Below are 12487 nucleotides of genomic sequence, written 5' to 3'. Positions count from 1 at the left end.
GTGGAACATATCATGTAAACATAAATACTTCTTGTTCTGAACTGGATATAGATTTTTGTTTCAAATGAAAGATAACAACCAAATTCTTACCGTAAAAGATTACTCTGTTTCAAACGAAACATTCGATTTGATATACAATCAGTTTGAAGACATATTAGAAACTTCTCCTCAACCGGCTCCTGAAAATTTAGACGCATATTATAAAAGTGAGGATTATATTTCGCACACGGATTCAAAAAGAAATTTATTAGAACAAGTTTATCATCTGGTTAGAAAAAGAGCTTTAAAAAAGAAAGTGGGTTTAATTAATTCTTTTAAAGCTCAAAACAAAAACCTTTTGGACATTGGTTGCGGAACAGGAGATTTTTTAGAAACAGCAAGTCGTAGCAATTGGAAAATCACCGGAATTGAGCCTGATGAAAAAGCAAGAAACATTGCAAATAAAAAAAACAATAATGTTGTTTACAAAATCGAACATTTAAAAAACTTAAAGGCCAACAGTTTTGATGTGATTACGCTTTGGCATGTGTTGGAACATCTTCCAAATTTAGATGATCATATTAAGATATTTAATCATTTATTAAAACCAGAAGGAAGATTAGTTATAGCTGTACCAAATCACAAAAGTTATGACGCTAAACATTATAAATCATTTTGGGCAGCTTACGATGTTCCAAGACACCTTTGGCATTTTTCTCAAAAAGGAATCAAAATGTTATTTCAAAAACACAGCTTCAATCTTGTTATTACAAAACCAATGTTGTTCGATGCGTTCTATGTGAGTTTACTTTCTGAGAAATATAAAAATGGTTTTATGAATCCATTTAAAGCTTTTTGGATTGGATTACGTTCTAATCTTAAAGCAAAACGCTCTAGCGAGTATTCTTCTTTAATTTATGTCTTTAAAAAGAGTTAAAACACAAAACGAAGCGATTTAAGGCAGTTTTAGCACATACAGCTTAAGCTATATATGCTAGACAAAAAAAGAAGTAGAAAGCCCTATAATTTGAAGTCGATTTCGATAGAAAAAAATTATCAAAATAGTTATTAGGAATAGAATAGGTCAATAATTGATATTTAATATTGATTATCAATCAACTTTTATACATTTACCAAAATTTAAACTAAAAATAAAAACATATGAAATCTGTATTCAAATTATTAATCATAGCTATTCTATTTTCATCTTGCCAAGAGCAGAAAAAAACAGGCTTCGTAAATAACGGAGATGTTCTTAACGAATTCCAGATGAAAAAAGATATTGAAGCAACTTATAAAATACGTAACGAAGTTTTTCAGAGAAGAATGGATAGTATCGAGAATGAGTTTCAGGTAGAGGTAAAAGCATTTCAATTAGCGCAGTCTAGAATGTCACAAAAAAAGGCTCAAGAAAAATATAACGAGTTAGGTCAAAGAAATCAGATATTAACTCAACAATTTCAGAAAGACCAGCAAGTTCTTCAGATTGGCTTCAATAAAGAAATGGACTCTGTTGTAAAAAAGATGAATGCTTTTGTAAAAGATTATGGAAAGACTAATGGTTACGCATATATATTTGGCCAAAATGAAGCAGGAAGTGTTATATATGGAGAAGAAGCGAGTGATTTAACTAAAACAATTACAGATGCTTTAAACGCTGAGTACAATACCGAAGAAGAAAGTACAGAGGAAGAGAAATAAAATAATTTATTTTAACTTAATAATTTAAAAGTCAGGCATTTGCCTGACTTTTTTTGTGTAATAATCTTGTGAGTTTTATAGATAAATCCGTTAAAATAATCTTTGAGTTTCCGTTACGTTCAATATGATAAATAGCATCTTGAAGCTCTTTGGTAATATCCATGATATTAGCATCGTGCACAAAAGGTGCAAATTTTTCTAGCTTAAAACTTTCCGATTTTGGCTCTAGATATACCAATTCGTTTGCTTTATAATTTAGTAATAAGGCTTGTCTAAAGTAATTAATGCAAAAATGTAAAAACTGCTTTTGTGTTTCACGACCAGTTTTTGCGATATCCTCAGACCAAGCAATTAACTCTCTAATTGCTGACTTATTTCCTTTGGCCTTAAAGGCAGAACGTACCCAAGCAATAAACCATTTTTCAAACTGAATATCTTCACTATCTTGATAAATAAGGTCACAAGCTTTATTAAAATTTCCGTTGGATTGCTGCGCTATTTTATTAGCAATAGCCTGGTCGATATTATATTTTTTGACTAATGATTCTGCAATAATAACTTCCGGTAAACGCGGAAAGTGTAAAACTTGACAGCGTGACCTAATAGTGCTTATAATTTGTTCTTCGTCTTCAGCAATAAGAATAAAAACAGTTTTTTCAGGTGGTTCTTCAATGAGTTTTAGAAGCTTATTTGCAGATGCAGTATTCATCTTTTCAGCCATCCAAATAAGCATTACTTTGTAGCCACCTTCATACGATTTTAGACTTAAGGATTTTACAATATCCAAAGCTTCGTCTACACCAATTTGCCCCTGCTTATTATCCACACCTAACATTTTGTACCAATCAAACAAATTACCATAAGGTTGTTGGTCAATAAGTTGTCGCCACTCTTCTAAAAAATGACTAGATACAGGATGGCGTTTTACCTTGTCATTAGTGGTTACTGGAAATGCAAAATGTAAATCCGGATGAGACAGATTTTTAAACTTAAGGTTACAAGCTTGATTGCCTTCTGTGTTTTCAGAATTTGTATTACTACACAAAATATACTGTGCATAGGCAATTGCCATCGGTAAAGTACCCGAACCTTCTGGGCCAACAAACAATTGTGCATGCGGAATACGACCCGCGTCTGCACTTTTTGTTAAGTGAGACTTGATATGATTTTGACCTAAAATTTCGGAAAACAACATAAAGCAAATCTATGCATTATTTTGGCGTTTAAAAACTTTGGAAATAACTTAAAGTTGGCGTCTTGTCAAATGCGTTTTATGACCTTATATTTGTTTAATAAATTTAACACCAATGAAAACTATAAACGACTTCAATTTTAAAGATAAAAAAGCTTTAATCCGCGTGGATTTTAATGTGCCCTTAGATGAGAATTTTAATGTTACTGATGCAACAAGAATTCAATCTGCAAAAACTACAATCATCAAAGTTTTAGAAGATGGTGGAAGTTGCGTATTGATGTCCCACTTAGGTCGACCAAAAGGTGTTGAGGATAAGTATTCACTTCGTCATTTAGAGAACGCTATAGAAGATATTGTTGGTGTAGAATTGATTATAGCCAAAGATTGTGTCGGTGCAGAAGTTGAAGAATTGGCAAAGAATTTAAAGCCAGGAACCGTTTTGTTATTAGAAAATCTTCGTTTCCATCCTGAAGAAACATCAGGTGACAGAGATTTTGCAGAAAAACTTTCAAGATTAGGAGATATATATGTTAATGATGCATTTGGTACAGCGCATCGTGCACACGCTTCAACTACTATAGTTGCTGACTTTTTTCCAGAAAACAAGTGTTTTGGTTTCCTTTTAGCAAAAGAGATTGAGAGCATTAAAAAAGTAATGGACAATGGCGAAAAACCTGTCTTAGCTGTACTTGGCGGAGCCAAAGTATCTTCAAAAATTACGATTATTGAAAATATTTTAGATAAAGTAGATCACTTAATTATTGGTGGTGGCATGACATTTACATTTATAAAAGCACAAGGCGGAAGCGTTGGCGATTCTATCTGCGAAGACGATAAAATGGATTTGGCTTTAGATATTTTAAAACAAGCAGAAGCCAAAAATGTAAAAATTCATTTACCAGTTGATGTCTTGGCTGCCGATGCCTTTAGTAATGACGCTGAAACAAAAGTTATTGACGTTACACAAATCCCAGATGGATGGCAAGGTTTGGATGCGGGACCAAAATCAAAAGCAATTTTTGATGATGTAGTCATGCAGTGCAAAACTATTTTATGGAATGGCCCTTTAGGTGTTTTTGAAATGGAAACTTTTGCTAGTGGAACTATAGAATTAGGAAACTCTATTGCAGAAGCCACAAAAAATGGTGCATTTTCTCTTGTTGGTGGTGGTGATTCTGTTGCCGCTGTAAAGCAATTTGGTTTTGAGAAAAAAGTGAGCTACGTTAGTACTGGTGGAGGCGCTATGTTAGAAAGCCTAGAAGGAAAAACATTACCAGGGATTGCAGCGATATTGGATTAAATTTTAAAAATTGTTGAGTAAAACACGAATTTAACGCTGTTTTTCGTTAGCATTGTTAAAACATATATTTTATGCGTATCCAAAAACTTTTTTTATTCATTGCGATAGTGTTTATGAGCATTCCTGTACTTTCTCAGGACTCCATTCCTAATCCGGATAAAAAACGCATTACCGAAAAAGATTTTGTTGCTGGAAGAACTTATGCTATTGATACTATTATTGAAGGTATTACATATTATAAAGAATTTATTTCTAATAATTCAGTAGCAGAAAAGCCCAAAGTAATTGTAAACGCTGCAATTGATGGCAAACCAAAAATCGATAAAACTATACCTGCAGTCAATGATAGTTTGAAAATAAAAAAACTAGAGGATAATGAATATGCTGCTAAGCTAGATGAAAAGTGGCTTGAAGAATTATACAGTAACTCCCTTTACGACACCATTTATAAATCTGTTACTGAGTTAGATTACAAACCAGTAGATTATCCAGAATTATCAACAGATACACTAAAATCTAGACTTAAAAGACTTAATGCTCGTACGCCATTTAATGTAGAGTATAATCCTTCTTTAGAAAATGTAATCAAGCGTTATTTAAAAACACGAAGAACTTCAATGTCTAGACTTATGGGCTTGAGTCATTTTTATTTTCCAATGTTTGAAGAAGCTTTAGATAAGGAAGATATTCCGTTAGAAGTAAAATATTTAGCGATTGTAGAATCTGCATTAAAGCCTAGAGCACGTTCACGAGTAGGTGCAACGGGTTTATGGCAGTTTATGTTTGGTACAGGAAAAGAATACGATTTAGACGTTAGTAGTTATGTCGACGAGCGTCGCGACCCTATAAAATCTACAGAAGCAGCTGCAAAATACCTCGCTAGATTATATAAGATTTTTGGTGATTGGGATTTGGCGTTAGCATCTTATAATTCAGGACCAGGTAATGTGTCAAAGGCGATAAGACGTTCTGGTGGCTATACTAATTATTGGAATATTAGACAAAACCTTCCACGTGAAACAGCTGGTTATTTACCAGCTTTTTTGGCTACTATGTATATTTTTGAATTTGCCGATGAACATGGATTTAAACCTGAACGACCAAAATATCAGTATGTAGAAACTGATACCATCCGTGTTAAGCAAATGATAACATTAGATCAAGTCGCTGAGGTTACTGATATAAATATTGAGGAGTTGCAATACCTTAACCCATCTTATAAATTAGACATTATTCCATATATAAAAGACGAAAATTATACATTACGATTACCGCGTCATGCTATTGGAAGCTTTGTTGCTAATGAAGATAAAATTTACGCCTTTGCCAAGGCTGAGTTAGATAAGCGTGAAAAGCCATTACCACAGTTTTTTGAAAATGATACAAAGATTAGATATCGCGTAAAAAGCGGCGATTATTTAGGTAAAATAGCACGTAGATATGGTGTTCGTGTTAGCAGTATAAAGCGTTGGAATGGTCTAAGAAGTAACAATCTTAAAATTGGACAACGCCTTACCATTTACCCAAGAAATCCTGGGGGAAAAACATCAAAATCCAGTACTAAATCAAAGCCTAAAACGACGGTCAGTAAAGCAGGTAAACAAACTTATAAAGTAAAATCCGGAGATAGTCTTTGGAGTATTGCTCAAAAATTTAATGGTGTTTCTGTTCAGAATTTAAAAGATTGGAACGATATTAGTAGTAACAAACTCAAAATTGGAATGACTCTTGTGGTGTCCAAATAAACCAATTCTAAATAACAATAAAATGAAAAAATTAGTATCTATTTTTTGCTTGCTTTTAGTGTTTAGTTGTGATGAAAAAAAAGATAACGTTCGTTATTTATCAGCATCTTCAGGTAATATTAATTCAATTTCAGTTGTTGCCGATAATTTACTATGGGAAGACAAAGTTGGTGAAGCGATAAGACAAACATTAGCAGCACCAGCAAAAGGTTTACCAACTGAGGAACCGATGTTTTCTTTAAAACAAATACCAACACCAGTGTTTAGTGGATTTGCAACTAGAAGTCGTATTATACTTAAGATTGAAAAAACAGACTCAACAGGCATTGAAATCAAAGAGAATATATATGCAAAACCTCAAACAGTAGTTGTAGTCAAAGGTAAAACAGACCAAGACATTATCAGTCAGATAAAAGAAAGTCAAGCAAAAATTATTGATGCTTTTACCAAAAGAGAGGTCGCTGAAAAGTTGAGACGTATTAACAAATCATTACTCAAAGATGAAGCTATGGAAGATGCTTTAGGCTTTAAGGTAGATATTCCTTCGGCTTACAGAATAGCCAGTGCAAAAGATGATTTTTATTGGGTAAGAAAGAGTTTGAGTAATAATAAAACAATGGATTTGATGTTTTACAGCTACCCATTAGATGCTATCAGAAAAAATGACGGTACTGTGGTAGACATTATTAATATGCGAGACACAATGATTGCAAAAGGGATTCCAGGAGAAGATGGTATGCAAATGATTACAGAAAAAGCTTATGCACCATCTATATATGAATCTATTATTGATAACAAACCAGCTTACGAAATCAGGGGTGTTTGGAAAATAGCTGACGATAAAATACCAATGGGTGGCCCTTTTATCAATTACGCAATTGAAGACAAGGTGAATAACAGGTATTTAGTGGCAGAAGGTTACGTTTATGCGCCTTCTTTAGATAAGCGTGAATATGTTTTTGAGTTAGAGTCTATTATCAAGTCTATAAAGATTAAATAGTAATAAATAATCATAAAAAAAGCCAACTCAATTGAGTTGGCTTTTTTATTTTATATAAAAGACGCTTATTCTTTAGTGTCCTTATCTGACGTATCGTCTTTACTTGCGTCTTTAAATTCTTTAATTCCGCTTCCTAATCCCTTCATTAATTCAGGGATTTTCTTTCCTCCGAATAATAAAATTACAGCCAAACCAATGATAACCCATTGCCATGGACCAACTGCTAAAAAAATACTTCCTGAAATCATAACATATAGTTTATGTGTGCAAAGTTAGTAATTAAAGTTCAATTACGGCGTTATTCGTTTAACTTTAGGATTTAATCACTTACCCTTTTGGGGATTTTATATATTTTTGTTTAACCCATGGCTAAAAAAGAGAAAAAGAAAAAGCAACTCAAAAAAAAACTACTTCACAAATACCGTTTGGTGGTGTTGAATGAAGACACCTTTGAGGAGCGTTATGCCATTAAACTAAATCGTCTCAACGTATTTGTTTTAGTAGCATTGTCGGGGATTTTGTTGGTTAGTTTTACCACGATTTTAATTGCTTACACACCATTACGTGAGTATATCCCAGGATACTCTTCAACGTCTCTTAAGAAAAAAGCAACAGAACTAACTTATAAAGCAGACTCTTTACAGCAACAGCTATTATTTAACGACCGTTATTATGCTTCAATAAAAAAGGTGCTTACAGGAGATGTGTCTAGCGCAGAATTTAACAGAGATTCAATCATAGAAGCCGCAAAAGCTGAGGATATTGAAGATATTTTTCCAAATAAAGAAGATTCTTTACTTAGAGCAAAAGCTGACAAAGAGGATAAGTACAACTTATTTGACTCTGAGACCAACAGCTCAAATTTTGTATTATTTCCACCCGTAAATGGAACCATTTCCGAAGGCTATAATCTAGAGGAAAAGCATTTTGCAGTCGATGTTGTAATTCCTGAAACTACACCCGTAAAAGCAGCAGCAGATGGCATTGTTATTTTTGCAGAGTGGACTGTTTCTACAGGTTATGTTATCATTTTAGAACATAGCAATGAGCTAATTTCTGTATATAAGCACAATGGCTCTGTAACAAAAGAGCAGGGCGATTTAGTTAAAGCTGGTGAAGTGATTGCTCTATCAGGAAACACAGGTGAGTTAAGTACAGGACCTCATCTACACTTTGAGCTTTGGAGCAAAGGTTATCCAATAGATCCAACTAATTTTATTGATTTTCAATAATGATTTCTATAAAAGCATTAGCGGCAAAACCATTTGCCAAGATTGTCGCAAAAGGCATAAAAAAATGGTCACTAAACCCTATCGAAACTCAAGAAAAGGTTTTTAAGCAACTGATTTCTGATGCGGCTGGTACAGCTTTTGGTAAAGACCATGATTTTATAAGTATCAATAACCACGAAGATTTTGTTAAACGTGTTCCGGTAAGAGATTATGAGGCTTTAAAAAGCTATGTAGATAGAGTTGTTGAAGGTGAAGAAAATATACTTTGGAAAGGAAAACCCGTCTATTTTGCAAAAACTTCAGGGACAACTTCAGGTTCAAAATATATTCCGATTACAAAGGAGAGTATGCCAAGTCATGTCGAAGCGGCTAGGAATGCCATCTTGATGTATATCAATGAAACAGGAAAAACTAAGTTTGTAAATGGTAAGATGATATTTCTTCAAGGAAGTCCTATTTTGAAGGAGCAGAAAGGCATTCAACTTGGTCGACTTTCGGGAATTGTAGCGCATTACGTCCCAAAATATTTACAAAAAAATAGATTACCAAGTTGGGAAACTAATTGTATTGAAGATTGGGAAACTAAGGTTGATGCTATTGTCGAAGAGACCTTACCAGAAAATATGACGATTATTTCGGGAATTCCGTCATGGGTACAAATGTATTTTGAAAGACTCATAGAAAAGACGGATAAAAAGGTTGGCGACATTTTTAAAAACTTCAACCTTTTTATATTTGGAGGTTTAAATTATGAACCCTATCGAGCAAAATTTGAAAATTTAATAGGCCGAAAAGTAGATAGTATTGAGCTGTATCCAGCAAGTGAAGGATTTTTTGCTTTTCAAGACAAACAAAACGAAAAAGGCATGCTGCTTCAACTTAATTCAGGTATGTTTTACGAGTTTATAGAAGCCGAGCATTTTTTTCAGGAAAACCCAAAACGTATTACCATCAAAGATGTAAAGTTGGGTGTGAATTATGTGATGATTATTTCTACAAACGCTGGACTTTGGGCTTATAATATTGGCGACACGGTTCAGTTTACAAGTACTTTGCCTTACAGGGTTATTGTTTCTGGACGAATAAAACATTTTATTTCAGCCTTTGGAGAACATGTTATTGGAAAGGAAGTAGAGGAAGCACTTAATGTAGCTATTAGTAATTCAAATGCTTCAATAAATGAGTTTACAGTAGCCCCACAAATTAATCCTGAAGATGGTTTACCGTTTCACGAATGGTTTATAGAGTTTGAAAATGAGCCTGAAGATTTTGAGATTTTCTCAAAAACGATTGATACATCTTTACAAAGTCAAAATAGTTATTACAAAGATTTAATTATCGGAAATGTCCTGCAGCCATTAAAAATAACAAGAATCAAAAAAGAAGGTTTTAAAAATTATATGAAATCTATTGGTAAATTAGGAGGACAAAATAAAATACCAAGATTGGCTAATGACCGAAAGATTGCAGAAACACTCTATGAAACAAAAATGGTTAAATAGTTTATATTTGCAGGTTAAATACAAGCATGAATAACACTAGAAAAATACATAAAAGAACGCGTGCGCAACAAAGCTCAAATGCTATTGAGCGTATGTATATAACTATGCGACACCTTTTTAATCGAGGTTTTTATAAGCCAATGGGTGTTTCTGGAGAAACTCTTAGAGAGGCATTATTGCTGTTAAGACCAGAGATTTATGGCTCTATAGCAGATGAGAAAGCTGAGTTAGAAGGTCTTTTGTATGTTATAGATCGCTTACCACACGGTATTGAAGAGTGTACTTTTATTAATCTTACCAGTGACGAAGGTTACGGCGATTCTCACTTTAAAGCTATAATTCCTCCTAAACGAAGACGTAATTGCTACCGAATTGATGCCGAGCAAATGAATATTGAAATTACCCGTGGACGTTCTGAAATTTATGATATTCTAACACATTTGACATTTCTTTTTGTAGAGTCTCACAAGATAAGTAAGCGCGTTTTAATTGATGACAAAGGAACAACTATCAGAGATTGGGGAAAGCTAGAATCTGCTGTTAATAAAGGAAAAAAATTAACACAAAAAGAGCGAGAAATAGCTATAACACATACAGCACATATCTTAGGAAGAACATTCAACGAAATTTCTGAGACATATTCAGAATTTGCTAGCGACACTCAACCAGAACGTTTTTTAAATATTGTCTATTGGTTAGGTAAACTAGCTATTGAAGAAGCAGTGAATAATAATAAACGTACTGTGACTTTTAGCCCAGTTTTAAGGGAGCGTTTAGGTCATCATATTCATGGGGAATTTTGGGCAGACGATATTAAAGCAGAACTGTATAAAAGAGGATTAATTAAGCGACCTATTCATATAATTAGTGCCAATATGCATAGTGTCATGAACTCACTTTTTGCTGAGGTAAGTTTAAAATCGTCAAAAGGTAAAAAAGACATTTATGAGGTTTTTGAAGATTTAAGTCAATCTGAAAATAAAGCCATGAGAAGCAAGGTAGAAGCCCATGCCTTTAAAAACGGAATGTCCTTTATAAAAGACACATCAGGTACAAATATTGATGTTCAGATTTTCGATGCAGCTACTATAGATTTTTCTAAGGTAAACTTTGATTATACTCAAGAAAATCCTGAAAATAATGCTGTAATTATCGTTATGGACTATGCTTTTGGGGAGCAAGCTTATGAGACAATGGACGAGCTTTTAAAACCAGTTTCTGTAGATGGTAAAAAAGTACATTTAGATGTAAAATCTATCTCGATTATGGGAAAATCAGGAATTCTCCAAGGCGGTAAAGGTGATGTCATGATACCTTCTGCACATATTTTTGAGGGAACTGCAGATAATTATCCATTTAAAAATGAGTTAAGTAAAACAGATATGGTAGATTGTGGCGTTGATGTATACGAAGGCTCGATGATAACCGTTTTAGGAACGTCGCTTCAAAACAAAGAAATTTTAAAGTTCTTCAAGAAATCTACTTGGAATGTTATTGGTTTAGAAATGGAGGGCGCTCATTACCAAAAAGCAATACAAGCAGCATCTAAAGTAAGAGGCAGCATTAATGAAGATGTAAAAGTACGTTATGCCTATTACGCAAGTGATAATCCATTAGAAACTGGGAGTACACTAGCATCTGGAGGATTAGGGTCAACTGGCGTAAAACCAACGTATGTTATAACAAAAAAGATATTGCAACAAATTTTTAATCAATAAATTATGAGTGAAAATAATAAACCAACACCACAAAACGAAGAAGTGGATTTAGGACAGATATTTGTTTACATAGAAAAATTATTTAAAAAACTAGGAGCGCTAATTTCTAAGTTGTTTGGCTTTTTAATGTATGCTCTAGGAAAATTAGTGGTTTTCTTATTTTTAATAATTAATGTTATAGCGAAACATTTTATTATTATTGGTTTGGCAGGGGTTTTAGGTTTTGCAATTCCTTACTTATTAGACAAAACAAGTAAAAAACAATACAGAGCCTCAATGCTTATAAAACAAAATTATAATACTGGAAATGTATTATATTCAAACATAAGCCGACTTAATAATTTAGCTGAAGCTGCTGATTCTATAAACCTATCTAAAGAATTGAACTTATCCATTGATAAGGTTGTTAATTTAACTGAGTTTTCTATTTCAGGCTTAAGAAATAAAAATCAACTTTTAGAAGAGTATACTCGATATATTAAAGAAATGGACTCAATAGACAAACCATCTTTTGACTCTTATTTGAGAAATGTAGATTTAAGTTCCTCATCAATCCAGAATATCACAGTTACATCGATGAGTCCTAATATTTATGATGACTTATCTGAATCAATAATAACATCTATCAATAAAAGTCCCTTTTTCTTAAATGAAAAAGGAGAGACAATTGAAAATATAAAGAATGAAATTAAAATCACTCAGGATATAATAAATAAATCTGATAGTTTACAGGTCAAGTACTTTGAGATTTTAAACAAATACTATGGTGCATATGAAAATTCAGATAATTCTAGACAAAGCACTCTGAATCTTAATTTGGCGAACAATAAAGATAAAATAAACACGAAAGAATTTGAGTTATTTCAAATACAACAAAATAATAAGCAAAAATTAAATGAGTTACAGGCTCAGTTGTTAAGAAAACAAAATATTATTGAGCTTCAGAAAGATTTTGAGAGCCCAACCTTGGTCAGTAATAATTATAAAGATTTAAAGTTCAAAATTCCAGTTATATCTATGCTTATCGTTTTACTATTTTTTGTCCTTAGAAGCCTAAGTGTCAGAAAATATATCAAAGAGTATGGAAGCAAAGAAAAGTTACTCGAATAGTTGTT

At 33.0% G+C, this 12487-nt stretch carries 11 protein-coding genes; 9 read left to right on the top strand and 2 right to left on the bottom strand.

Annotated features, from left to right (window positions below; all coding sequences use genetic code 11):
• Positions 1 to 64 precede the first annotated feature (64 nt).
• On the top strand, positions 65 to 916 hold the full coding sequence (locus tag BTO05_RS08695; protein WP_087492292.1) for a class I SAM-dependent methyltransferase: 852 nt from the start codon (positions 65 to 67) through the stop codon (positions 914 to 916).
• A gap of 224 nt (positions 917 to 1140) precedes the next feature.
• Positions 1141 to 1680 (top strand): OmpH family outer membrane protein, encoded by a 540-nt coding sequence (locus BTO05_RS08690; protein ID WP_087492291.1) that lies wholly within the window; start codon positions 1141 to 1143, stop codon positions 1678 to 1680.
• Between the two features lie 31 nt (positions 1681 to 1711).
• Here the strand turns inward: BTO05_RS08690 and BTO05_RS08685 are convergent, their stop codons facing one another.
• A complete protein-coding gene (locus BTO05_RS08685) occupies positions 1712 to 2875 on the bottom strand; it encodes an ATP-binding protein (protein WP_087492290.1) in 1164 nt (387 codons plus the stop codon).
• Between the two features lie 112 nt (positions 2876 to 2987).
• Here BTO05_RS08685 and BTO05_RS08680 point away from each other — a divergent pair, with 112 nt between their 5' ends.
• The 3 genes from BTO05_RS08680 (at position 2988) to BTO05_RS08670 (ending at position 6920) form a co-directional block, all read left to right on the top strand.
• The gene (locus tag BTO05_RS08680; protein ID WP_087492289.1) at positions 2988 to 4175 is read left to right on the top strand and encodes a phosphoglycerate kinase; all 1188 of its coding nucleotides are present in this window, start codon (positions 2988 to 2990) and stop codon (positions 4173 to 4175) included.
• Positions 4176 to 4246: 71 nt separating this feature from the next.
• The gene (locus tag BTO05_RS08675) at positions 4247 to 5920 is read left to right on the top strand and encodes a LysM peptidoglycan-binding domain-containing protein (protein ID WP_087492288.1); all 1674 of its coding nucleotides are present in this window, start codon (positions 4247 to 4249) and stop codon (positions 5918 to 5920) included.
• A gap of 22 nt (positions 5921 to 5942) precedes the next feature.
• The gene (locus tag BTO05_RS08670; protein WP_087493318.1) at positions 5943 to 6920 is read left to right on the top strand and encodes a DUF4837 family protein; all 978 of its coding nucleotides are present in this window, start codon (positions 5943 to 5945) and stop codon (positions 6918 to 6920) included.
• A gap of 65 nt (positions 6921 to 6985) precedes the next feature.
• Here the strand turns inward: BTO05_RS08670 and BTO05_RS08665 are convergent, their stop codons facing one another.
• A complete protein-coding gene (locus BTO05_RS08665) occupies positions 6986 to 7168 on the bottom strand; it encodes a twin-arginine translocase TatA/TatE family subunit (protein WP_087492287.1) in 183 nt (60 codons plus the stop codon).
• Between the two features lie 117 nt (positions 7169 to 7285).
• Here BTO05_RS08665 and BTO05_RS08660 point away from each other — a divergent pair, with 117 nt between their 5' ends.
• The 4 genes from BTO05_RS08660 to BTO05_RS08645 are packed head-to-tail and all read left to right on the top strand — an operon-like array spanning position 7286 to position 12482.
• Positions 7286 to 8152 (top strand): M23 family metallopeptidase, encoded by an 867-nt coding sequence (locus tag BTO05_RS08660; RefSeq protein ID WP_087492286.1) that lies wholly within the window; start codon positions 7286 to 7288, stop codon positions 8150 to 8152.
• The gene (locus BTO05_RS08655; RefSeq protein ID WP_087492285.1) at positions 8152 to 9654 is read left to right on the top strand and encodes a GH3 auxin-responsive promoter family protein; all 1503 of its coding nucleotides are present in this window, start codon (positions 8152 to 8154) and stop codon (positions 9652 to 9654) included. Before BTO05_RS08660 ends, BTO05_RS08655 begins: the two co-directional genes overlap by 1 nt.
• A 26-nt stretch (positions 9655 to 9680) precedes the next feature.
• Positions 9681 to 11372 carry a DUF6909 family protein gene (locus BTO05_RS08650; RefSeq protein WP_087492284.1) on the top strand — a complete coding sequence of 564 codons (1692 nt, stop codon included), beginning with the start codon at positions 9681 to 9683 and terminating at the stop codon, positions 11370 to 11372.
• 3 nt (positions 11373 to 11375) lie between these two features.
• On the top strand, positions 11376 to 12482 hold the full coding sequence (locus tag BTO05_RS08645; RefSeq protein WP_087492283.1) for a hypothetical protein: 1107 nt from the start codon (positions 11376 to 11378) through the stop codon (positions 12480 to 12482).
• Positions 12483 to 12487 lie beyond the last annotated feature (5 nt).

Origin of the sequence: Winogradskyella sp. PC-19 (assembly GCF_002163855.1) — a bacterium.
GTDB lineage: Bacteria > Bacteroidota > Bacteroidia > Flavobacteriales > Flavobacteriaceae > Winogradskyella.
This window is presented reverse-complemented; position numbering and strand designations above follow the sequence as displayed.

Excerpts from the sequence above, each read along its gene's own strand:
- BTO05_RS08695 (WP_087492292.1), top strand. The coding sequence starts at position 65 with ATGAAAGATAACAACCAAATTCTTACCGTAAAAGATTACTCTGTTTCA.
- BTO05_RS08690 (WP_087492291.1), top strand. The coding sequence starts at position 1,141 with ATGAAATCTGTATTCAAATTATTAATCATAGCTATTCTATTTTCATCT.
- BTO05_RS08685 (WP_087492290.1), bottom strand. The coding sequence starts at position 2,875 with ATGTTGTTTTCCGAAATTTTAGGTCAAAATCATATCAAGTCTCACTTA.
- BTO05_RS08680 (WP_087492289.1), top strand. The coding sequence starts at position 2,988 with ATGAAAACTATAAACGACTTCAATTTTAAAGATAAAAAAGCTTTAATC.
- BTO05_RS08675 (WP_087492288.1), top strand. The coding sequence starts at position 4,247 with ATGCGTATCCAAAAACTTTTTTTATTCATTGCGATAGTGTTTATGAGC.
- BTO05_RS08670 (WP_087493318.1), top strand. The coding sequence starts at position 5,943 with ATGAAAAAATTAGTATCTATTTTTTGCTTGCTTTTAGTGTTTAGTTGT.
- BTO05_RS08665 (WP_087492287.1), bottom strand. The coding sequence starts at position 7,168 with ATGATTTCAGGAAGTATTTTTTTAGCAGTTGGTCCATGGCAATGGGTT.
- BTO05_RS08660 (WP_087492286.1), top strand. The coding sequence starts at position 7,286 with ATGGCTAAAAAAGAGAAAAAGAAAAAGCAACTCAAAAAAAAACTACTT.
- BTO05_RS08655 (WP_087492285.1), top strand. The coding sequence starts at position 8,152 with ATGATTTCTATAAAAGCATTAGCGGCAAAACCATTTGCCAAGATTGTC.
- BTO05_RS08650 (WP_087492284.1), top strand. The coding sequence starts at position 9,681 with ATGAATAACACTAGAAAAATACATAAAAGAACGCGTGCGCAACAAAGC.
- BTO05_RS08645 (WP_087492283.1), top strand. The coding sequence starts at position 11,376 with ATGAGTGAAAATAATAAACCAACACCACAAAACGAAGAAGTGGATTTA.